Raw genomic sequence first — 21467 nt, 5'->3', positions numbered from 1 at the left:
ACTCATATTGGTTACTCTACACATAGCGAATATCTCACCGATAGCGACACCAATGAAAATAACGGCATTGGTGGTTTGAAATAAAAAATAAAACCTATCTATAGAGGGATGTATGATTAAAAATATCGTTGCAGCAATGTGCCTGATGGGGCTCACACTGCAAGCTCAAGCCGTGGAACCTACTCAATCACAAACCTTACGTTTAGCTATTGGTTCAGAGCCCACTGAAGGATTTGACCCTATGCTTGGGTGGAGCCATGGCAGCTATCTACTGTTGCATAGCCCATTACTGAAACAAAAGGCTGACCTCTCATGGCATAGCTATATGCTTGAAAGTTATCAACATAATGCCGATGGTAAACAGTGGACACTTAAGCTGAAAAAAGGCTTAAAATTTTCCGATGGCTCACCATTGACCGCCAAAGATGTGGTTTTTACTTATAACAATGCCGCGGCAAGTGGCGGTAAGGTGGATATGGGCAACTTTGCCAAAGCAGAAGAAGTTGACCCGCTAACCGTGAAGATCACGTTATCTTCCCCACAAAGTACCTTTGTTAATGTACTAGGTTCGCTAGGGATTGTTTGTGCAGATAAATATGATGCGAAAACCTATGCACATAACCCGATTGGCGCAGGCCCTTATCGCTTAGTCGCATTCCAGCCGGGGCAGCAATTGATTGTCGAGCAAAATCCGTATTATGCAGGGCCAAAAAATGACTTTGGTAAAATGGTCTTTGTCTTCCTTGATGAAGATGCGGCCTTTGCTGCGGCACAAAGCAATCAACTGGAAATCGTTCGTATCCCTGCCGCAGTAGCAGCGAATGCTAATGATGTGAAAAACATGAAATTGGTTGAGCGCTATAGCGTGGAAAACCGCGGTATCTCTTTCCCGATTCCACTCGCGGGTGAGAAAGATGCTCAAGGTAACCCTATCGGTAACGACATCACTTCTGATGTTGCTGTCCGTAAAGCGATTAACTATGCACTTGACCGTAAACTATTGGCAGAATCCGTATTAGAAGGCTTTGCCGTACCGGCTTATACTGGCGTCGCAGGGCTGCCATGGAATAACCCAGACTCCGCTTTTAAAGATGGTGACCTTGAGAAAGCCAAATCTATTTTAGAAGAGGCGGGGTGGAAGCTGAATAAAGAAGGCCTACGTGAGAAAAATGGTAAAGTGGCGAAACTGACATTATGGTATGCCAGTGGTGATACCACACGTCGTGACCTTGCTCAGGCAATCCGTTCAAGCTTAAAACCGATTGGTATCGAAATGGATTTAAAATCGGGAAGTTGGGAAACCGTTGAACTACAGATGCATGCTAACCCAACACTGTTTGGTTGGGGAAGCTTAGACCCGATGGAAATTGTCCATAATTACAGCAGCAAAGCAGCTGGTGTTGGTTTTTATAACCCCGGTTATTATAAAAATGCGGCAGTTGATGAACTAATCGAAAAAGCGTTAGCACAAGCTGACCAAGAGGCAGCGATTCCATTATGGCAACAAGTGGATTGGAACGGTAACACGGGTGTTGGTATTAAAGGTGATGCTCCATGGGCTTGGTTAATGAACCTGCAACATATTTATTTGCTGAATAATTGTGTTGATTTAGGGACTAGTGCCCCTGAGATTCATGGCTCTTGGTCAGTGTTAAATAATGTCGATGAATGGGCGTGGACCTGTCAGTAATGCGAACCGCACTCGGGCTTTTATTGCGATTTATTTGTTTATTAACCGTAACGGCAGCGGGAATTTTTATCCTGCTGAGTTACTCGCCTATCGACCCAATAAAAGCCTATATTGGCAATGACTTACTGCATGTTCCCCCTGAGCAATACGCGCTAATTGCCGCGCGATGGGGGCTTGATCAGCCATTATGGGTACAGTTCTGGCGTTGGTTTTCACAAGTGTTACAGGGGGATTTTGGCTATTCCATGCTCTATAACACCCCAGTAATTCAAGTGATTGCTGACCGCCTTGTGCCTTCTTTAGCTCTACTTATTAGTTCTTGGCTGTTCTCTGGAGTTGTTGGTTTTGCGTTGGGTTTAGTGGCTGGGCGTTATTTAAACCGCTGGCCAGACAAACTCATCTCAACATTATGCTATTTACTGGCTTCAATTCCTGTTTTTTGGGTAGGTTTGCTGTTGTTGTCTTTGTTTGCGGTGACATTACAGTGGGCTCCGATATGCTGTGCTTGGCCGATAGGCTTGGATGAGCAAACGGCAACATTTTCACAGAAACTTCATCACCTAGTTTTACCTGTCATTGCGTTGGGTATATTAGGCGTGGGTAATATCGCATTGCATACACGTGCCAAAGTTGTTGAAGTGATGAGCAGTGAATTTATTCATTACGCACAGGCTCAAGGGGATAATGGTTGGTCGATGATTGGGTTTCATGTACTAAAACATGCTATTACCCCCGCAATTTGTTTACAGTTTGCTTCTATTGGTGAATTACTAAGTGGGGCATTATTAGCAGAAAAAGTATTTGCCTATCCAGGCTTAGGTCAGGCGACGATAGATGCGGGGCTACGTGGAGATATTCCCTTGTTGATGGGGATCGTCATGTTATGTGCCGCGATAATATTTTTTAGCAATACGGTAGCTGACAGCCTACTAAAAAAAGTGAATAAGGGAGTGATGAGAGCGTCATGACATATAACCCTAATCGCGCTTTATTTAAGTTAGCTTTTTCGTTGCTTTTGCTGGTTGTTGTCAGTATCTATGCGTTTGGTCTCTCCCTCAATGATATTGAAATGAATTTACTCGATAGGCGTTTGCCACCTTCGTGGGCGCATCTATTTGGTACAGATAATTTAGGGCGTGATTTATTTGCCAGAACCTTTCAAGGTGTGGCAACTAGCTTGCAAATCGGCCTTATGGCAGCGGTTACCAGTGGTTTTATTGCACTTGTCATGGCCGGTTTATCTTCAATAAGCAAAGTGATGGACTATGTAGTGCGTGGCGTTATTGATGCCATGTTGGCATTGCCACATCTTTTATTACTGGTATTGATTTGTTTTACGCTGGGTGGCGGAAAAATGGGGGTGATTTGGGCCGTTGCACTGACGCATTGGCCAAAATTAGCCTTAATTTTACGTTCGGAGTTACAACGAGTTAGCCAGTCAGATTATATTATGTTATCTCAACGTATTGGTAACAGTGCGTTTTACCGCTGGCGTTATCACTATTTACCGATGATTTTGCCTCAATGGATGGTAGGAACGTTGTTAATGTTTCCCCATGCGGTTTTACACAGTGCGGCGTTAAGTTTCTTAGGCTTTGGTTTATCGCCCCATGAGCCCTCACTGGGTATTTTATTGTCCGATGCATTGCGTTATCTCAGCACAGGAGCTTGGTGGCTGGTGGTTTTCCCAGGCATTGCCTTAGTTGGGCTAGTGTTATTATTTGACCAATTTGCTAAAGCCTTGCAGCAGCTTTGGTTGAAGGGGGCCGTATGTTGAGTCTTGATAATCTCACCGTGGATGTCGCGCAATTTCGTTGGTTAGGGCGCAAGCGTTGGGCTCCGTTACTACAAGGGATTTCATTGGATATTCGGCCCGGTGAGATGGTTGCACTGGTGGGTGGGAGCGGGGAAGGCAAGAGCTTGTTATTACAGAGTGTTTTGGGGTTACTTCCCCATAATATGCGCTGTCGTGGCGGTATTCACCTTAATGGTAAAAAACTGACCGAACAAAACAAAGCGCAGCACCGTGGTAATGTATTATGCTATATACCTCAAGGGGTTAGCGCACTTAATCCATTAATTCGTATCGGCCCACAATTAGAACGTGCCGCAGTGTTAAGTGGGCAGCATATTAAAATGCACGATGTTGCGCGGCACTTACAGCAATATAATTTGCAAAGCTCACTAGTGGATAGCTACCCAAACCAGTTATCCGGTGGAATGGCAAAGCGGGTACTCGCCAGCAGTGCGACACTCTCTTGCGCGCAATATATTTTAGCGGATGAAATTTCATCATGGCTGGATGATGACCATGCTACACAACTGCTCGAAAACATTAAATCGCTTTGCCACGATGGCCGAGGTGTTTTATGGGTCACCCATGATTTATCCATGGCTGTGCGTTTTGCTGACCGTATTGCCTTATTGCGTAATGGAGCGTTGGAAGAAGTGTTAAGCAGCCAAAAGCTACAACAAGGTGGTGGTGGAAAATGGCTGCAATCGTTGTGGAATGCGTTACCGGAACATCAATTTATGGCAAGTAAATGAGTATCACTGAACCTATTTTACAAGTAAATAATTTATGCATTGAACAAGGTGGGCAGCGGGTGTGGGATGGCTTTAGCTTATCACTGACTAGCGGTGAACGTCTTGGGATATCTGCGCCCAGTGGTTTTGGGAAAACCACGTTGGGCCGAGTATTAGCTCAGTGGCAAAAGGCATCCCAAGGAACCATTTTGTTTGAAGGGCAACCGTTACCTCAACAAGGTTATTGCCCAATTCAATTAGTCCCCCAACATCCCGAAAAAAGCTTTAACCCCTATCGCAAGGTGGGGGCGAGTTTATTTGATGCTTGGCAGCCAGAAACCCATTGGTTAGAGCGCTTTTCGATTAAACCTGCTTGGCTTGAAAGGCTTCCCAGTGAGTTATCGGGTGGTGAACTTGCTCGTATTGCGTTACTGCGAGCCCTTGACCCGCGAACGAAAATTTTAATTGCCGATGAAATCACCGCACAGTTAGACGCCAATTTGCAAAAAGAAATTTGGCAGTTGTTAGTGAAATTATCCGAAGAGCGACCACTCGCAATGGTTATTTTTAGCCATAACAAAGCGTTATTAGAGAAAGTGTGTAGCCGTATTTGGGGAGTTAGCAAAACCTAGATGAAGTTCGTGTATTGACAAAAATATTTTTTTATTAATAATCGTCCCGTGTCCTAGGACGTGAGACAAGGCGGAATTTAGAATATGAAAAGTCAAGATATACTGATTCTTTTAAAAATAATTTCGATGCATATCGATTTGAATCGTCAGAATTTCGATAGTGATACTTTTCATTTATATGAAAGTAAAGTTGATTGGGGGGATATGTTTGGGGGGCAGGATGCTTCGGGAGAGTCATCCGCGGATTTTTCTTTAGCTCATGTTGATGATGATATTTTAGTCGTCGTAGAGGATGAATGGACAGAAAAAGGGCTAAAGCCTAGTTATAATGAGGAAAGCGCGATTAAAAGCCGTTTTTCTGTCAGAAACCTTGAGTTTTTGACAGGAATTAGTAAGTCACAAATCAGTTTAGGCTTAAATCGTATGTACGATGTTGGTCTAGCGAAGCCAGATAGAAGATTAGCGATTCCCAAGGTGAATACTAAGGCTTTATTTGATTTTATTGCTTTTGGAATCAAGTATGTTTTTCCTGCAAAGGAAGGTGAGCTGACAAGGGGGATTGCAACATCAATAGCAGCTCCTGTATTAAAAGGAAAACTAATGACATCAGGAGAATTTCCTCTTGTATGGCCAGATCCAAGAGGAAAGACAAAAGGATTTGCTATTGAGCCATTACATTCTAATATTATTCGTGCAGTTCAATTAGATAGTAGGCTGTATGCAATGTTAGCTTTAGTTGATGCGGTTAGGATTGGCAGACCGAGAGAGCACAATCTATCCTTAGAAAAACTAAAAATCATTTTTGAGGAAGTTAAATGAGCGAAAAGGTTAACTTACAAAAAAGTATGTTACTGGTGGTTGCAGATGCATTAGGTGAAGAGCTATTAGCTCAAGTTGTTTTTGTTGGCGGTTGTACTACAGGCTTGTTAGTCACTGATGAATATACCAAAGAGCAAATTAGATATACTGATGATGTTGACTTGGTGGTCGATATAGTTGGTTATGCTAAGTGGAGCCAATTACAAGAAAAGTTGAGAGAACGAGGGTTCAGGGAAGATCCTTTTGATGATGTTATCTGCCGAATGTTAATTGGTGAACTCAAAGTTGACTTTATGCCTGTAGACCAAAATGTATTAGGTTTTAGTAATCGCTGGTACAAAGAAGCTGTAGAAATGGCATGCCAATATCAATTAACTCAGAATGTCACTATAAATTTAATTCGGCCTGAATATTTTATTGCCACAAAATTAGAGGCGTATCTAGGTAGAGGGAATGGTGATTTATTAAGTAGTCGAGATATTGAAGATATTTTAAATATTTTCGATGGAAGAGAAAGTATTGTTGAAGAGATCTCTCAGTCAAATACAGCATTAAAAGAATATATTTCAAATAATTTAGCTTTATTGATTCATGAATATGATTTTGAAATGGCAGTACAGAGCACTAGCCAAGGAGTTCGTTCACGAGAAGATATTATTTTTGAAAGATTAACCCAATGCATCAAACATTAACGCGAACAGCTAAAGAGCTCTCATGGTTATTTGCAACTCAAATGGGTGCTGATAGAAAACAAAATAAAGATTTATATGCGTTAATTGACCGAGGTAATTTTAATTTGGTGATTGCTTTTGACGTTTCAACGTCATCTCCAGCTACTACTGAAATGGCTAAATTCTTCTTTGAGATAGTTATTCAAGAATTAAATTCAATAGAGCAGAGCCACTTAACTGAAAATATCGTTGATCATATTTTACAGCTTGGATTTAAAGGAACTAAAGCTAAATATAAAATTGGGAAGGCGAGCTTATTAGTTATTGGAACTTTTAATTCGGGGGAATCTGTTTTCTGTTTTCATACGGGAGATATTCGTTTAGGTAACTGGAAAAAAGATAAATCGATAAATTGGCTTACTAATGTTCATACTGGTGCTAATCCACTCGGCGAACCTTTTGTACAAAGTATGTTGAAGGATGAAAATAGAAAAATAGTCACTCGATGTTTTAATTTACAAAAAGCATTTTTACTTGATTATAAAGAAGTCACTGAGGTGGATTGTCGGCTAATTATTGCAACAGATGGTTTTTGGGCTGAATGTGATAATGAAAAGCAACAAGCCATTATTGAAGGAAGTGAATTTTCAGTTCAAGATGACTTATCTGTATTGGTTTTAACGTGGGATCGTGATGATAAATTGCCATGTAATCAAAATGGGCTATTGATACTTTGATACCCACAGTAACTTAAAGTGCCACTTGGCTAATTACATGTGTGATTAGCCTGAAAACGAAGTTCACTCTAGGCATTTTTGACAAATGTCATAGGGATATCTAAACCCATCCTCTATTTTAAACCCCTTAAATGAAAATGATAACCATTACTGTTATTGGGGTGAATATATGTCTTATCGTTTAAAACGGCACCAATTGGCGCATTGTATTGCACTCACTTTAGGTATAGGAACTTTGGCGACACCAATTGGGTTCGCTGCACCAGCAGTGACATCGGACAAACTGATCGTCACGTCTTCAACAGGTCAAAGCCGTTTGTCACCGAGTGAACAGCAAGAAAAAGGCAAGCTTGAAAAAGTGGCTGGCGGAACAAATTTAGTTGTTATCGAAAAAGAGACTCGCCTTGCGACCTTACAAGATGCTCTTGATTATCAGCCAGGGCTAGTGATTCAAAATTTCTTTGGGGGGATTGACCAGCCACGTTTGAATATTCGTGGGTCTGGAGTACAAAGCGCACCGCTTGCTCGTGGTGTATTGCTGCTCCAAGATGGCTTACCTGCAACAGATGCAGACGGCAGTTTTCACATCAGCACCTTAGAAATGCGTGATGCGCGGATGGTGAGTGTACGCCGCGGCGCAAATAGCCTTAACCCACAAAGTAATAGTTTGGGAGGTGAATTGGATGTGCTCTCTTACACGGGTCGAAACGAGCAAGGCCGCCTACGTTATGAGTACGGCTCCCATGGTCGCGAAGGGTTACAAACGGCATTTGGTGGCGTTTCTGACGATGGGGTATTTGATGGTCGTGTTAATTTCACTTATGACCATTTTGATGGCTATCGCAAACACTCTGCTTCTCAACGTAAAACGTTACGCAGCAACTTTGGTTATGTGACTAATAATTTTGAAAACCGAACTTGGTTGAGTTGGACAGATTTGCGCTTTGACGTTGCGGGGCCTGTTTCTGAAGAGGTACTCAATAATAACCCTACAGATGTGTACCCGATGGTGTGGCTACGTGACCCACACCGTAATGTTGAGCAATTCCGAGTGGCTAACCGCTCTGACTGGCAAGTGGATAACCAAGCGATTGGCGCTGGAGTTTGGCACATTCGTACTCATGATAATTTTACTACTCCCGCTTACTACCGTTTTAGCCGCAGCCACAGTGAAGGGCTACAATTCACCTATAATATTGAAACTGAACCCGTGACATACCGTACGGCACTTGCATGGGACCAAATGACCTTGCAGACTGAATTAATGCAAAACCGTAAAGGGACACCGGCAGACAAAACAAAAATAGGCAAATATGATGGCCGAGCTGAAAACCTCTATGGCAGTGTGGGGGTAGACTTACATATTACACCAACAGTGACAGTTAACTTAGATGTCAAAGGTACGCATGCACGCCGTGACGTAGAAAAACGGCAAAGTCATTTGTCGTTAGACCAAAGTTGGACATTTTGGACACCAAAAGCGGGGGTTATTTGGCGCCCAACGGAAAGCCAGCGCTACTTTGCTAATATCAGTGCGAGTGAAGAACCTGCAACATTTTGGGAAATTATTAACTCTAGCAATGGAAAACTGACGAAACTCTCACCACAAAAAGCCATTACTTATGAAATTGGTGGAGAAGGGGATGTCACTGATGGGTTGAAATGGAACCTTGCGCTGTACCGCAGTCAAATTAAAGATGAGTATATTACCACTTATGACAGTGCAGGGACGGTTGTTGGCGTGTTTAATTATGCCGCGAAAACCCGCCATCAAGGCTTAGAAGCTGGGCTGACAGGACGTGTTGGCGCAGGGCCGGGGGATATCAATTACCGAGTTTCATGGACTTATAATGATTTCCGTTTTATGGGGGGAGAGTATAACGGCAACTATATCGCAGGTATTCCTCGCAATATTGTCGCTGCCGAGGTGTTATATGAAATTGGGGATTGGAGCTTCGGGCCAAATATTCATTGGGCGCCAACGGATATGGCTGTTGATCACCAAAACAATCTCGATATTCAAAAACGTAAACATTACGCCGTATTAGGGCTTAAAGGTAGCTATAAACCAACAGAGCAGTGGTCTGTGTATTTATCGATGGATAATTTAACGGATGAACGTTATGCGACAACATCAGTTGCTAATCAGACCGTCACAGCAAAAGATAGCACCTTGTTCCCCGGTATGGGCTTTAATGTGAATGGTGGTGTAACCTATAACTTCTAATAATGAATAAACGCATTAATATTCGTTAATGCGTTATTCTTAAAATGGGCGCTGTGCAGAAATAGATAATTTCGTTAAGTAGTTTTCATTATGGATATGCACAGTGTCTTTCTCGATATCAATAAACCCTTTTTGCCGCCACCCAGAAACTAACCGACTGAGTGTTTCGTAACGTATGCCTAATTTAGCCGCGAGCTGGCCCCGAGATAAAGGCAAAACAATATTTGAAGTCAGTTGCTTATGCTTTAAATCGAGAATATAGGCCGCTAGCCGTTGTTCAGCAGAACTCGAAGTTAGCCAGTCGATATGGTTAATGTTCTCATATAGTTTGCTACTAAAACGCCTTAGCAGTTTCTCCATAATTTGCGGGCAGGCATGGCATAGTCGTAAAATATCGCGTTTATCAAGTAGCAAAGCTTCACCGTCGGTTTTTGCCCGTAAACTCATGGGATAACGGTTGTGAGGCATAAAAACGGCTGCGATGGCAACAATTTCCCCCGTACAAAACAAACCAAAAATTTTTTCTTCACCCAAATAGGTGTGGCGATACACTTCCATTTGCCCGCTGATCATCAAGGGGCAATGCTTAAATGGTTCCCCTTCATGGTTCAGAATTTCACCACTTTTAAAGCGAATATGGCCACAATTTTCCAGCAGTAATGCCAGTTTCTCATCTTCTACCCCATTAAACAGTAAGCACGATTTAAGGGCATTGAGTGATTGTGCATGGGGGAAAACGTTTTTGACAAATGTCATAGGTCATCCTCTTACGCCGTCTTAGAATGGCTTAAGTATAAATGATAATCATACACATTATCAATTGAGATGTTAGCAGAGAGCTGAATAACCCTATGATAAATAATGCTTTTAGACTCGCCGCCGTTTTTCTAACTTTCGGTGGAATAGCCAATGTATATGCATCACAAGCCGTTGATTTCACAGATATGTCAGGTGATAAAATTCATTTATCAGCCCCTGCAAAACGTATTGTCGTGATCCCAATCCCTGCCGCTTCGATGTTAGTTGGCATGGATGAAAGCAGTGAAAAATTAGTCGGAATGCATCCTTTTGCAAAGGTTGCTGCGCGAGATGGCATGCTAAGCCAAATGTTTTCTTCTGTTTTACAGGTGAATTCAAATGTGGTGGGTAACAATTTTACGCCAAACATTGAAGCATTACTTAATGTGGAGCCCGATTTAGTGTGGCAATGGGGGCATAGAGGAGATGACATTATTTCTCCTATGCGTGATGCAGGGCTCACCGTTGCTACGTTAGATTATGGGCAAGAACGCTATACGCAAGAGTGGGTTCGCCTAATGGGGCAAACACTTGGCCACAATGATAAAGCGCAAAAGATGATCCAGTGGCGGCAACAAGTTGTCGATGCATTATCGGCAACCACCGCTAAAATCCCAGAAGCGCAGCAGCCCCGAGTCCTGTATTTATCCCATTTTAACCAGAGTATTCAAACATTTGGCTCAACATCACACAACAATGCAGATTTTGCACTGGCGGGTGGGGTGAGCTTAAACCGTGACCTCACTGGGCCAAGAACCCTCAATATTGAGCAAATTCTGGTTTGGGACCCTGACATTATTCTATTAGGTAATTTCGAAGAAGGGTTATCGCCAGCTGATGTTTACCGCAACCCTATGCTAAGTGAAGTCACCGCCGTGAAAAACCAGCGTGTGTATAAGCTCCCTATTGGTGGTTTTATCTGGGATGCACCAAACCAAGAAACACCACTGTACTGGCAATGGTTATCGATGATTTTTCACCCAGAAACGATGAAAATGCCATTGCGTGAGGAAATTCGCCTTAGATATCAGCAACTTTATGGCTATGACGTGTCAGATGAGCAAATTGACGGAATTTTGCAAATAGAGATGAACAAAAGTAGCCAACACTACCTTTCTTTAATGGGGGAACCGCATGCGTAAGCCCCAATATCTTTGGTTCGTTTTTGCCATTTGCTTATTGTTGACTTTTGTTTTGGCCCTAAGCTGTGGGCGTTACCCAGTTTCGTTTTCCGCGGTTTGGCATATTCTCTATGACACTATTTTTGGTAATGAAATGATGGGGAACTATAGCCGAACGGAACAAAATGTGGTGCTGAATGTGCGCTTACCGCGTGTTCTGATAGCAGGAACGGCAGGGGCTGGGCTGGCGGTTGCGGGGGCTGCTTTGCAAGGTATTTTCCGCAACCCATTAGTTGGGCCGCAAATTATTGGTGTTTCATCAGGGGCTGCATTGGGTGGCGCGCTAGCTATTTTATTATTTTCTTCTTTGTTGGTCACCATTTCATTGGCTTTCATCGGTGGGTTGTTGGCTATCGTGATGGTTTTTTTACTTGGTTTGAATCGCCAAGGCAGCCAGCTATTAATGTTGATTCTTGCTGGAGTCATTATTAATGCTTTTTTTGCTGCATTAATTTCGTTAATTACCTATTTTGCAGACCCAAACAACACGTTACAAACCATTGTTTTTTGGCTTATGGGCAGCTTTGCCAGTGCGTCTTACCTCAAACTCAATATTGTTTTTCCGGTTGTGCTGGTCTGTGTCTTGGTCATTTTTGCGCTGCGTTTTCGTATCAATGTGCTGTCCCTTGGGGAAGAAAATGCACAAGCTTTAGGAATGAAAATTAATAGAACCCGCTGGGCTGTGTTACTCAGCGTAACCTTGATCACCAGTGCGACAGTGGCGGTATCCGGCACCATCGGCTGGGTAGGGCTGATTGTTCCACATATTGCACGGCTAATGGTAGGGCATGATCACCGGATATTACTGCCTGCCAGTGCGGTCATTGGTGGGATTTATATGGTAGCTGTCGACACCTTTGCACGCAGTATGACGAATGCAGAAATTCCATTAAGTGTGATCACCGCACTGATCGGCGCCCCTATTTTTGCACTACTGATCCACACATTGAATAAAAAGGTGGCCGATTTATGATCCAAGTTGAACACCTTAATTTCAAAATAGCCCAACGCCAATTATTTACGAATGTTAGTTTTCGGCAACCAAAGGGCAGTATTGGCGCGATTTTAGGGCCAAATGGCCGCGGAAAAACAACTTTATTAAAACTACTACTCGGCTTACAAAAAGGATCAACAGGCAATATTTCCCTAAATGCACCCGTCGCTTATGTTCCACAGCTTAGTGGTTCACTGTTTCATTACTCTGTTCGCACTATGGTGAGTCTCGGGCGTATTCGTCATTTACCTTGGTATGCCTCACCCAATGAAAAAGATAACCAAATTGTAGAGCAGTGTTTAGCGTACTTAGGCATAAGCAAATTTGCTGACCAACCCTTTAACTGCCTCAGCGGCGGGGAAAAACAAATGGTCATGATTGCGAGGGCATTAGCCAGCGAACCAGAAATTCTGATTCTTGATGAACCGACATCCGCATTGGACCTTGCCAACCAAGACAGTGTGCTCAGCGTTTTACGTGATTTAGCCATACATCGCGGAATGACTATCTTATTCACGAGTCATTATCCACAACATGCGCTGCATATCGCTGATTATTCACTGTTGTTATTTAACGGCAGCGGTTGTTTATTTGGTGAAACTGAACAAATTTTAACGGAAGAAAACCTGACACAACTGTACCAATTACCCGTCGCAATTACGCCAATGGATTATCAAGGCCGGCAGACCCAAGGGGTCATTCCGCTATTTAGATAACTGAATGAAAACGATTGAATTAAGGAATATTAAACGATGAGCAATAACACAATAACACCTTCAGAAGCGCTGATTATCAATCAGTTAATTAATTATACTGAACAAGGTATTGCAAGCCGCGTATTAGCGAAAAATGGCGGGGGAAATATCACCTTATTTGCTTTTGATAAAGGCCAAGCGCTGTCTGAACACAGCGCCCCTTTTGATGCGATTGTGATGGTTGTTGAAGGGAGCTTACAACTTACCATCGAAGGAAAGCCTGTAATGGCTAAACCGGGGGAAGTTGTCAGAATGCCTGCTAATATTCCTCATGCGGTAGATGCGCTTGAGCCCGCAAAAATGCTGTTAGTTATGTTACGTGAGCCTGAAACGGCTTGTACACATTAACTTGGAGGTGAAAATGGACCAATCATTTACCGCCCACGAAGCAGGGCACAAATTTCTAGCACGCTTGGGGAAAAAACGTTTACGCCCAGGGGGAAAAGAAGCAACCGAATGGTTACTTAGCCAATCAGGGTTACACAAGAACAGCCAAGTTCTTGAAGTCGCGTGTAATATGGGAACCACTGCCATTGAAATTGCCTCCCAATTCCATTGTCATATTACGGGTATTGATATGGACAAGCAGGCGCTCGTACAAGCACAAAAGAATGTTGCGAATAAAGGGCTAGCAGATTTAGTGGCAATCCAAATGGCGGATGCATCAAAACTACCGTTTGAGGACAACAGTTTTGATGTGGTTATTAATGAAGCCATGCTAACCATGTACGGCGATAAAGCGAAAGCGAAGCTATTGCAGGAGTATTATCGAGTACTAAAACCGGGTGGCTGTTTATTAACCCATGATATTGCATTTAAGGATGCCCAAGCTGTTCAAAGTGTGGTTTCCCAAATGCAGCAAGCGATTAATGTTAAAGCACAGCCATTACCTGAAGCGCAATGGGTAGAATTATTTCAACAAGCGGGCTTCCAACAAGTGGTATCTCACACTGGGCCAATGACGTTGCTATCACCAAAAGGGTTGATTTACGATGAAGGCATTTTGGGTGCCCTAAAGATTATCCGTAATGCATTGAAGAAAGAAAATCGTCCCCAATTTTTGCGTATGTTCCGTCATTTTCGGCAAAATCGTGGAAAGTTGAATTATATTGCAGTCGTTAGCGTGAAGTAATTAATAGGAAGATCTTGCGCAAGGATGCGTGACTAGTACTGAATAACCTTTCATTATCTGTTGTTAATAATAATAATTCTTATATTTATCTTGATTCTTAGTTACTGTTGATAATAATTATTTGATAAAATAATAAACAGTAATTTAGTTATGCATTGTGATTTATTTTTTAGATTCAATAACAGCAATTCTAATAATGTAAAGGTTTAATTTAATGAAAATAAAGCATTTTTTTATTATCTCCCCTTGCTTTCTCCCTTTTATTTCCCCCTCCGTATTTGGTGCCGATAAAAAAGAAGAGTCCATAACCGTATCTGCTACACGTGGTTATAAAACCGTTTCAGAAATGGCACAAACCACATGGGTGATTGATAATGCTGAAATTGAGCAGCAAGCTGAAGGTGGAAAAGAATTAAAAGATATTTTAGCGCAGCTTATTCCAGGAATGAGTGTCAGTGGCCAAGGGCGGACAAACTATGGCATGAATATGCGTGGCCGTTCAATGATTGTGATGGTGGATGGAGTACGCCTTAACTCTTCTCGTAGTGATAGCCGCCAATTAGATTCTATCGATCCTTTTAATATTAATCATATCGAAGTTATTTCAGGCGCAACGGCGATGTACGGTGGTGGTAGCAGTGGTGGCTTGATTAATATTGTGACGAAAAAAGGCCAAGAAGAAAAACAAGTTTCCCTGCAATTAGGTGGAAAAACAGGCTTTAACAGTGGTAAAGATCACGATGAAAATATTGCTGCAGCAGTAAGTGGTGGTAATGAGAACGCTCACGGACGTGTTTCTGTTGCTTATCAACGCTATGGCGGTTGGTATGATGGCAAAGGTAATGCGATTAATATTGATAATACCCAAACAGGGCTGCAATTTTCTGATCGTTTGGATGTGATGGCGTCAGGTACTATCAAAATCGATGAAAAACAACAGGTTCAAGCTGTTTATCAGCATTATAAAAGTGAGTCTGATGGTAAACACGGCCTCTATTTAGGAAAAAATTTTTCCGCGGTTAAAGGGCAAGGTGAAGCTTATAACAGCAGCAAATTAAGTTCTGACCGTTTGCCGGGAACTGAGCGTAATTTGCTCAATTTACAATATTCAAATGCAGATGTATTTGGGCAGGATTTTGTTGCACAAGTTTATTATCGTGATGAATCACAAAAGTTTTATCCTTTCCCAACCCTTACAGGCAAAGATGTTACAAGTATCAGCTCATCGGATCAAAAAACCAATTTTTATGGAACTAAGCTGACGTTCAATAGCCAACCTATCGATGAATTAACGTTAACTTATGGTGTGGATGCAGATCATGAGCAATTTCGTGCGAACCAAATGTTTTTTGATTTAGATAAAGCGAAAGAATCCGGGGGAATGGACTTAACTAAAGCTTTCCAAATTGGCCGCTATCCAAGCTATACCACGACGAATATGGCGACATTTTTACAAAGTAGTTATGACATTACGCCAATGTTCACGTTAAGCGGTGGTGTACGTTATCAGTACACAGAAAATAAAGTCGATGATTTTATTGGTTATGCACAGCAAGAAGCGATTGCTAACGGAAAAGGTAAATCAGCAGATGCAGTACCGGGTGGGAAAACGGATTACAACAACTTACTGTTTAACGCAGGGCTGCTGGTTAACTTAACCGAAGAGCAACAAACATGGTTTAATTTCTCTCAAGGCTTTGAAATTCCTGATATTGCTAAGTATTACGGAACAGGTGATTATGCGAAGACCCCAGATGCCAATGGCCACTATCATCTCAATAAAAGTGTTAACATTAATGATACCAAGGTAAAAGGAATTAAGGTTAACTCTTTCGAGTTAGGATGGCGTTACACAGGGGAAAACTTACGCACACAAGTTGCTACCTATTATTCTTTGTCTGATAGAAGCTATGGCATTAATAAAGATGACATGACCATCTATATGAAAACCGATAAACGCCGTATCTATGGGGTAGAAGGTGCGGTGGATTACTTCTTTGCTGACTCAGATTGGAGTGTTGGAAGTAACTTCAATCTACAAAAATCAGAAACTAAAGTGGATGGTAGTTGGGAAAAATGGAGCGTTGATTTCGCGAGCCCATCAAAAGTGAATGCCTATATTGGTTGGGAGCCGAATGACTGGGCGCTACGCTTACAAAGCCAGCAAACGTTCAATTTAACGGATGCGGCTGGTAAGAAACTCGATGGTTATAATACCGTTGATTTATTAGGAAGTTATATGCTACCAGTGGGTAAAGTTAGCTTTGCTGTCGAAAACCTGCTGGATAAAAATTACTCCACAATTTGGGGACAGCGGGCACAAAGCTTATATAGCCCTAAATATGGCGCTGCAAACCTGTACGATTATAAAGGCCGTGGCCGAACTTTTGCCCTTAATTACAGTGTGACTTTCTAATTTGATATTTTAACTAATGATAAGCCACTGTACAGTGGCTTTATTCATACCAACCTATTTAAATTTAAGGTAAAAGATTTTCCATGAAATTATTTCTCACAGGATTATTGTGCTTACTAAGCTTTTGGGGGCAGGCAAAAACGCCAACGGTGATTACCGACTTACAAGGTCGTGAAGTCACAGTTAATCTTCCCGTTGAAAAATTATTTTTGGTGGATAGTCGTGATATTTTGCCAGTGGATATTGCTGCGGGTAAAAGTGGGATATCTCGTATTGCGGGTTGGAGTGATTCGCTTACGCAGTACGCGCCAGATTTAAAACAAGCTTATTTCAGTGTGTTGCCTGAATTAGACAAAATTCCAACCTTAAAGAAAACTCGTGAAGCGGGTCTTCAAGTTGAAAAATTGATCGAATTAATGCCTGATGTGGTAATTATGCATAAGGCTAATTATGGTGCGATGCGTGATAGCCAAATTTTACCGCAACTTGAAGCCGCCGGTATTCAAGTTATTTTTATTGATTTTCGAATGGATATCGCGAAAAACACGCCGAAAAGTATTTTATTATTAGGGAAATTATTAGGAACACAAGAAAGAGCTGAACAGTTTGCGAAACTGTATCAAGAAAAATTAGATGCGATTGAAAGCCAATTAGCTCAGCCATTTCCAACTGTTTTGATTGAAGCGAATGCAGGGTTATTTAGCGATAATTGTTGTCAACTTTATGGTCGTTCAGGTTACGGTTCTTTAGCGGCCCTGGCAGGTGGAAATAATCTAGTTGCAGATAGCTTTCCTGCAAAAGGGGCTGAAAGTTCCATTGAGAATATTATTACATTAAACCCAGAATATTATTTACTGACAGGCGCCGATTGGCACAACTTTAATCGTCGTTCGCTCGCAGTAAGCTTAGGATATAATGCAAATAAAGCTAACGTGCAGAAGCAGTTATCAGTATTAATGGATAGACAAGGGATCTCATCATTAACGGCAGTTAAAGAAAAGCGCGTTATGGCGATTTACCATAATTTTTACAACAATCCGATGAATATATTTGCCATTGAAGCTATGGCTAAATTTATGCATCCAGAACGATTTAGCGCATTAAATCCAGAACAAAACTTAGTCGAATTCCAAAATCAATTTACAGAGATCCGAGAAACTGGCGTGTTTTGGGTGAGTTTATAAAAATAGGGCTGCTAACTTTTTGTTGGTAATAGAAACTAACAAAAAGTTAGGTCGCTAATTTGTCTCTGCATAGCTTCCCATTTATCAATAAACTCTCTGAAACCCTTTGTTCTATCATATCTCCCAGTTTTTTTATAAACTGGGAGTATTGCTATGTTAGTCATGGCAACTAAAAATTTGTTAGCTAGAATCAAGAGATAGATCACAAATTGCTCAAATCTTGATTGAGTCTCCATTATTATCTAACTAATATTTAGTTAGGCTTAAAATAAGTTTGGTAGAAGATGAAAATTATTCAAGACAACTTTGAAATGTTATTGGCAGTTATGAAAGGAATTGCGGGCCAATTTGGCGACAATTGTGAAGTGGTATTACATGACCATAGCAAAGGGTTAGAAAGTAGTATTGTTGCAATTATTAATGGCCATGTTACGAAACGAAAGGTGGGAGACCCAAGTAGTAATTTAGGGCTTGAGGTACTGCGTGGGACAGATGTTGATGGCGACAAATACAATTATTTTACCCAAACCAAAGATGGGAAAATGTTGCGTTCAACTTCAATTTATTTACGTGATGAAACTGGCAAAGTTTCTGGGGCGCTTTGTATTAATCAAGATATCTCAGAATTTATTGCCGCAGAAAAAGCCATTCAAGGTATTACACAACGTAATAGTATTGAGCAAGATACGGTTAAGGAAGTTTTTGTCACGGACGTCAATGAAATTTTAGATCACCTTATTCAAGAATGCATGCAGGTTATCAAAGTCCCTGTCATCAATATGGGTAAAAAAGAAAAAATGGATGCAATTAAATTCTTTGATGATAGAGGTGCTTTCTTAATCAAAAAAGCAGGTGAGAAAATCTGTGAGTTTTTAAATATTTCCAAATATACCCTTTATACCTATTTAGCGGAATTAAAAGGGGAAGACAATAATGAAGAATAAGAGAGGTTTTTATGCCAATAACGCCTTACGTTGCTTTAGACTTACAGCAACTTGAAAAAAATGTCAGAGGCATGACAGGCAAGCTAACACAGCAAGGTATTGAACACTGGCCGCATATAAAAACACATAAATCAGTAGAATTAGCGAAATTTGAGATCGCCTGTGGTGCAAAAGGAATTACATGTGCCACATTGCAAGAAGCGACGGTTATGGCGAAAGGCGGAATTGATCATATTCTGCTTGCTTACCCAATGATTGGTGAACAAAAATGTCAGCAATTTATTGAGTTAGCTAAAAAAATAAAATTAAGAACGATTATTGATAGCCTACAAGGAGCTGAACAATTATCAGCAGCAGCAAAGCAAGAAAACCAAATTATTGAGGTCTATATTGCTGTTGATTATGGTGCTCACCGGGAAGGTATTCAATTAGATGACTTAGAGCCATTTGCACTGGCAATACAAAAATTACCTAATTTGAAAATTATTGGTGTATTTACTTATGCAGGAACAATATACCAATACCGAACCGAGCCTGAAATACGTAAAGCGGCAAAAGCAGAAGCAGATCTTTTATTATCTTGCCAAGAACGGTTAGAAAAATTGGGTATTACAGCGCCTCGGACATCTGGCGGGTCAACACTATCTTCATTCTATGCTGATGAATTAAAAGGGATTACAGAGTCACGGGCTGGGAACTTTATTTTTGGAGATATGAATGCTATCTATGGTGGTATTTATACGCCTGAAGATTGCGCTTTAACAATAAGAACAACTGTTGTGAGTATTCCTATTGAGGGGTATGCAACAGTAGATGCAGGGACAAAAACATTAACTTCTGACCAATCTGCAGAACCAGGCTTTGGTTATATAGTGGAAGACCCAAATATAAAACTAGTTAAATTAAATGAAGAACATGGCTATCTTCGCTATGACCCAAAACAAATTAAATTAAATATTGGTGATGTATTAAATATTATACCGAATCACAGTTGTGTCATTCCTAATTTAACAAACAAAATATATGCATTAAATAATAATGAAATAGGCCATATTATTACACCAGACGCACGATATTAAATATCGGAGAATAAAATGTATAAATTAAATGAACAGCAACAACATGAGTTGCTAGAGCTTCTTTGTGCCTTAATTCGGCATAAATCCGAAAACCCGCCAGGGGAAGAACAACAAGTTGCTGAATTTATATATCATTATTTTAAACAAGAAAATATTGATGTTGAAATGCAAGAGGTAGCTCCTGGTCGTCCAAATGTTATTGCACATTTAAAAGGTTCAGGAAAAGGTAAACATTTATTATTTAACGGTCATATAGATGTTGTGCCTTGTGGCTGTGGTTGGAGTACCGAGCCATTCGACCCTGTGATTAAAGATGGAAAGGTTTTTGGGAGAGGGGCTGCAGATATGAAATCTGGTGTTGCTGCAATGATGTATACGGCAACATTATTAAAACGTAATCAAGATACATTTTCAGGTAATTTAACTTTAGTATTTAATGTGGATGAGGAGAGAATTAATCTTGGCATGCTGCATTATATTAAAGATGGAATTTCTGCAGATTATGCCATTATTGGTGAGCCAACTTCTCTTGGTGTATGCATCGCACATAAAGGCGTTAGCCGCTATAATTTAAGTACTAAAGGCACTGCAGGCCATGCAGCAAAAACTCGTTATCCTGATAGTGCAATTTCTAAGATGTCTAAAATACTACCTGCTATAGAACAACATCGCGCTTCTGTTGAGGAAATTAGTCATCCACTATTAGGTAGTGCTTCAATGATTATAACCACTATTAATGGTGGCACAGCTCCGAATATTGTTCCTCAGCATTGTGATATTGAAATAGATAGAAGACTCGTTCCAGGGGAAGAAAAACAAGAAATAGAAGCGAGATTACATCAAGCTATCGCGCAATATAATAAAGGTGAAGAGATAGATTATCACTTAGACAATTACTTATTTATTCCCGCTTCAGATATCCCAGCGGATCACGAATTAACTAAAGTTGCATTAGATACAGTGAGCCGTTTCACAGAAAAAACAGCGCTACCTGAAATATTTGAAGCGACATGTGAGGCGCCTTTTTTCTCGGTTACCAGCCAGATCCCTACACTTATTATGGGGCCTGGGGGACTAGCTCAAGCTCATGTTAAAGATGAGTTTGTTGAAATAAAAGAGTTATATCTTGCGGCTGAAATTTATTATGACATGGCAAATACATTGCTGAATAAATAGGAAAATTGAATGAATATTGAGAAGAAATTAGAAGAAAAAGGAATTAAACTTGCCACACCAGAGGCACCAAAGTTTTCATATGTATCTATTAAGCAGTATGGTGATTTACTTTATACATCAGGCCATGATTGTCAAAAAGATGGAGTATTAATTTATAGTGGTACATTAGGTAAAGAATTAACAGTCGAGCAAGGCCAAGAAGCAGCAAAACAGTGTATTGTTAATATATTTTCCTCGTTAAAAGCCTATTTAGGAGATTTAGATAAAATTGATGAATGTATAAAATTATTGGGCTTTGTACAAAGCACTGATGATTTTAAAAACCAGCCACAAGTCATGAATGGAGCTTCAGATTTTTTAATTGAAATACTCGGTGATAAAGGTAAGCATGCACGTTCAGCAATAGGTACGAATACATTGCCTTTTGATACGCCAGTGGAAATAGAATTAATATTAAAGCTAAAGTCGTAAATAATAGATAACAACTAAAGATTATTAATAAAATA

21 protein-coding genes are annotated in these 21467 nt (G+C 40.8%); 20 read left to right on the top strand and 1 reads right to left on the bottom strand.

Going from position 1 to position 21467, the window contains the following annotated elements; translation table 11 throughout:
* Positions 1–136: 136 nt before the first annotated feature.
* From M1F17_RS16085 to M1F17_RS16045, 9 genes are all read left to right on the top strand, one after another.
* Complete coding sequence (locus M1F17_RS16085) at positions 137–1690, top strand: ABC transporter substrate-binding protein (RefSeq protein WP_242452126.1); 1554 nt, start codon at positions 137–139, stop codon at positions 1688–1690.
* Complete coding sequence (locus tag M1F17_RS16080; protein ID WP_180312113.1) at positions 1690–2658, top strand: ABC transporter permease; 969 nt, start codon at positions 1690–1692, stop codon at positions 2656–2658. The genes M1F17_RS16085 and M1F17_RS16080 overlap by 1 nt, the downstream gene beginning before the upstream one ends.
* A complete protein-coding gene (locus M1F17_RS16075; protein WP_004257889.1) occupies positions 2655–3467 on the top strand; it encodes an ABC transporter permease in 813 nt (270 codons plus the stop codon). The genes M1F17_RS16080 and M1F17_RS16075 overlap by 4 nt, the downstream gene beginning before the upstream one ends.
* Positions 3461–4237 (top strand): ATP-binding cassette domain-containing protein, encoded by a 777-nt coding sequence (locus M1F17_RS16070; RefSeq protein ID WP_004257884.1) that lies wholly within the window; start codon positions 3461–3463, stop codon positions 4235–4237. Before M1F17_RS16075 ends, M1F17_RS16070 begins: the two co-directional genes overlap by 7 nt.
* A gap of 14 nt (positions 4238–4251) precedes the next feature.
* Complete coding sequence (locus M1F17_RS16065; protein WP_164456349.1) at positions 4252–4848, top strand: ATP-binding cassette domain-containing protein; 597 nt, start codon at positions 4252–4254, stop codon at positions 4846–4848.
* A gap of 84 nt (positions 4849–4932) precedes the next feature.
* Complete coding sequence (locus M1F17_RS16060; RefSeq protein WP_094961076.1) at positions 4933–5667, top strand: hypothetical protein; 735 nt, start codon at positions 4933–4935, stop codon at positions 5665–5667.
* Positions 5664–6359 (top strand): hypothetical protein, encoded by a 696-nt coding sequence (locus M1F17_RS16055; RefSeq protein WP_164455968.1) that lies wholly within the window; start codon positions 5664–5666, stop codon positions 6357–6359. The genes M1F17_RS16060 and M1F17_RS16055 overlap by 4 nt, the downstream gene beginning before the upstream one ends.
* Positions 6344–7075, top strand: a complete 732-nt coding sequence (locus M1F17_RS16050) for a hypothetical protein (protein ID WP_072503036.1) — start codon at positions 6344–6346, stop codon at positions 7073–7075. The genes M1F17_RS16055 and M1F17_RS16050 overlap by 16 nt, the downstream gene beginning before the upstream one ends.
* 169 nt (positions 7076–7244) lie before the next feature.
* Positions 7245–9302, top strand: a complete 2058-nt coding sequence (locus M1F17_RS16045; protein WP_164565468.1) for a TonB-dependent receptor family protein — start codon at positions 7245–7247, stop codon at positions 9300–9302.
* A 39-nt stretch (positions 9303–9341) separates the two neighbouring features.
* On the opposite strand, the gene M1F17_RS16040 is transcribed toward M1F17_RS16045, so the two are convergent.
* Positions 9342–10058 carry a Crp/Fnr family transcriptional regulator gene (locus tag M1F17_RS16040; protein ID WP_004257865.1) on the bottom strand — a complete coding sequence of 239 codons (717 nt, stop codon included), beginning with the start codon at positions 10056–10058 and terminating at the stop codon, positions 9342–9344.
* Between the two features lie 95 nt (positions 10059–10153).
* Here M1F17_RS16040 and M1F17_RS16035 point away from each other — a divergent pair, with 95 nt between their 5' ends.
* The 11 genes from M1F17_RS16035 to M1F17_RS15985 all read left to right on the top strand — a co-directional run bounded on the left by M1F17_RS16035 (position 10154) and on the right by M1F17_RS15985 (position 21432).
* A complete protein-coding gene (locus M1F17_RS16035) occupies positions 10154–11242 on the top strand; it encodes an ABC transporter substrate-binding protein (RefSeq protein WP_318837063.1) in 1089 nt (362 codons plus the stop codon).
* Entirely contained in the window at positions 11235–12254 is a 1020-nt protein-coding gene (locus M1F17_RS16030; protein ID WP_318837062.1) for an iron ABC transporter permease, read from the top strand. The genes M1F17_RS16035 and M1F17_RS16030 overlap by 8 nt, the downstream gene beginning before the upstream one ends.
* The gene (locus M1F17_RS16025) at positions 12251–12991 is read left to right on the top strand and encodes an ABC transporter ATP-binding protein (RefSeq protein ID WP_004257851.1); all 741 of its coding nucleotides are present in this window, start codon (positions 12251–12253) and stop codon (positions 12989–12991) included. The genes M1F17_RS16030 and M1F17_RS16025 overlap by 4 nt, the downstream gene beginning before the upstream one ends.
* A gap of 36 nt (positions 12992–13027) precedes the next feature.
* The gene (locus M1F17_RS16020; RefSeq protein ID WP_004257847.1) at positions 13028–13378 is read left to right on the top strand and encodes a cupin domain-containing protein; all 351 of its coding nucleotides are present in this window, start codon (positions 13028–13030) and stop codon (positions 13376–13378) included.
* A 13-nt stretch (positions 13379–13391) separates the two neighbouring features.
* Positions 13392–14162, top strand: coding sequence for a class I SAM-dependent methyltransferase (locus M1F17_RS16015; protein ID WP_164565465.1), 771 nt, complete (start codon positions 13392–13394; stop codon positions 14160–14162).
* 214 nt (positions 14163–14376) lie between these two features.
* Positions 14377–16578, top strand: a complete 2202-nt coding sequence (locus M1F17_RS16010; RefSeq protein WP_318837061.1) for a TonB-dependent siderophore receptor — start codon at positions 14377–14379, stop codon at positions 16576–16578.
* 83 nt (positions 16579–16661) lie between these two features.
* Positions 16662–17762 (top strand): ABC transporter substrate-binding protein, encoded by a 1101-nt coding sequence (locus M1F17_RS16005; protein WP_004257836.1) that lies wholly within the window; start codon positions 16662–16664, stop codon positions 17760–17762.
* A 284-nt stretch (positions 17763–18046) separates the two neighbouring features.
* The gene (locus tag M1F17_RS16000) at positions 18047–18706 is read left to right on the top strand and encodes a transcriptional regulator (protein ID WP_004257829.1); all 660 of its coding nucleotides are present in this window, start codon (positions 18047–18049) and stop codon (positions 18704–18706) included.
* Between the two features lie 11 nt (positions 18707–18717).
* Positions 18718–19785, top strand: coding sequence for an alanine racemase (locus tag M1F17_RS15995; RefSeq protein ID WP_144139858.1), 1068 nt, complete (start codon positions 18718–18720; stop codon positions 19783–19785).
* A gap of 15 nt (positions 19786–19800) precedes the next feature.
* On the top strand, positions 19801–20961 hold the full coding sequence (locus M1F17_RS15990) for a M20 family metallopeptidase (RefSeq protein ID WP_004257824.1): 1161 nt from the start codon (positions 19801–19803) through the stop codon (positions 20959–20961).
* Positions 20962–20970: 9 nt separating this feature from the next.
* On the top strand, positions 20971–21432 hold the full coding sequence (locus M1F17_RS15985; protein ID WP_094961087.1) for a RidA family protein: 462 nt from the start codon (positions 20971–20973) through the stop codon (positions 21430–21432).
* Positions 21433–21467: the final 35 nt, after the last annotated feature.

The sequence above is a fragment of the Providencia sp. PROV073 genome (assembly GCF_033688125.1).
Classification (GTDB): Bacteria; Pseudomonadota; Gammaproteobacteria; order Enterobacterales; family Enterobacteriaceae; genus Providencia; species Providencia hangzhouensis.
The sequence above is the reverse complement of the archived record's forward strand: the minus strand, read 5'-3'. Positions and strand labels throughout refer to the sequence as shown.

Excerpts from the sequence above, each read along its gene's own strand:
- M1F17_RS16085 (WP_242452126.1), top strand. The coding sequence starts at position 137 with ATGTGCCTGATGGGGCTCACACTGCAAGCTCAAGCCGTGGAACCTACT.
- M1F17_RS16080 (WP_180312113.1), top strand. The coding sequence starts at position 1,690 with ATGCGAACCGCACTCGGGCTTTTATTGCGATTTATTTGTTTATTAACC.
- M1F17_RS16075 (WP_004257889.1), top strand. The coding sequence starts at position 2,655 with ATGACATATAACCCTAATCGCGCTTTATTTAAGTTAGCTTTTTCGTTG.
- M1F17_RS16070 (WP_004257884.1), top strand. The coding sequence starts at position 3,461 with ATGTTGAGTCTTGATAATCTCACCGTGGATGTCGCGCAATTTCGTTGG.
- M1F17_RS16060 (WP_094961076.1), top strand. The coding sequence starts at position 4,933 with ATGAAAAGTCAAGATATACTGATTCTTTTAAAAATAATTTCGATGCAT.
- M1F17_RS16055 (WP_164455968.1), top strand. The coding sequence starts at position 5,664 with ATGAGCGAAAAGGTTAACTTACAAAAAAGTATGTTACTGGTGGTTGCA.
- M1F17_RS16050 (WP_072503036.1), top strand. The coding sequence starts at position 6,344 with ATGCATCAAACATTAACGCGAACAGCTAAAGAGCTCTCATGGTTATTT.
- M1F17_RS16045 (WP_164565468.1), top strand. The coding sequence starts at position 7,245 with ATGTCTTATCGTTTAAAACGGCACCAATTGGCGCATTGTATTGCACTC.
- M1F17_RS16040 (WP_004257865.1), bottom strand. The coding sequence starts at position 10,058 with ATGACATTTGTCAAAAACGTTTTCCCCCATGCACAATCACTCAATGCC.
- M1F17_RS16035 (WP_318837063.1), top strand. The coding sequence starts at position 10,154 with ATGATAAATAATGCTTTTAGACTCGCCGCCGTTTTTCTAACTTTCGGT.
- M1F17_RS16030 (WP_318837062.1), top strand. The coding sequence starts at position 11,235 with ATGCGTAAGCCCCAATATCTTTGGTTCGTTTTTGCCATTTGCTTATTG.
- M1F17_RS16025 (WP_004257851.1), top strand. The coding sequence starts at position 12,251 with ATGATCCAAGTTGAACACCTTAATTTCAAAATAGCCCAACGCCAATTA.
- M1F17_RS16020 (WP_004257847.1), top strand. The coding sequence starts at position 13,028 with ATGAGCAATAACACAATAACACCTTCAGAAGCGCTGATTATCAATCAG.
- M1F17_RS16015 (WP_164565465.1), top strand. The coding sequence starts at position 13,392 with ATGGACCAATCATTTACCGCCCACGAAGCAGGGCACAAATTTCTAGCA.
- M1F17_RS16010 (WP_318837061.1), top strand. The coding sequence starts at position 14,377 with ATGAAAATAAAGCATTTTTTTATTATCTCCCCTTGCTTTCTCCCTTTT.
- M1F17_RS16005 (WP_004257836.1), top strand. The coding sequence starts at position 16,662 with ATGAAATTATTTCTCACAGGATTATTGTGCTTACTAAGCTTTTGGGGG.
- M1F17_RS16000 (WP_004257829.1), top strand. The coding sequence starts at position 18,047 with ATGAAAATTATTCAAGACAACTTTGAAATGTTATTGGCAGTTATGAAA.
- M1F17_RS15995 (WP_144139858.1), top strand. The coding sequence starts at position 18,718 with ATGCCAATAACGCCTTACGTTGCTTTAGACTTACAGCAACTTGAAAAA.
- M1F17_RS15990 (WP_004257824.1), top strand. The coding sequence starts at position 19,801 with ATGTATAAATTAAATGAACAGCAACAACATGAGTTGCTAGAGCTTCTT.
- M1F17_RS15985 (WP_094961087.1), top strand. The coding sequence starts at position 20,971 with ATGAATATTGAGAAGAAATTAGAAGAAAAAGGAATTAAACTTGCCACA.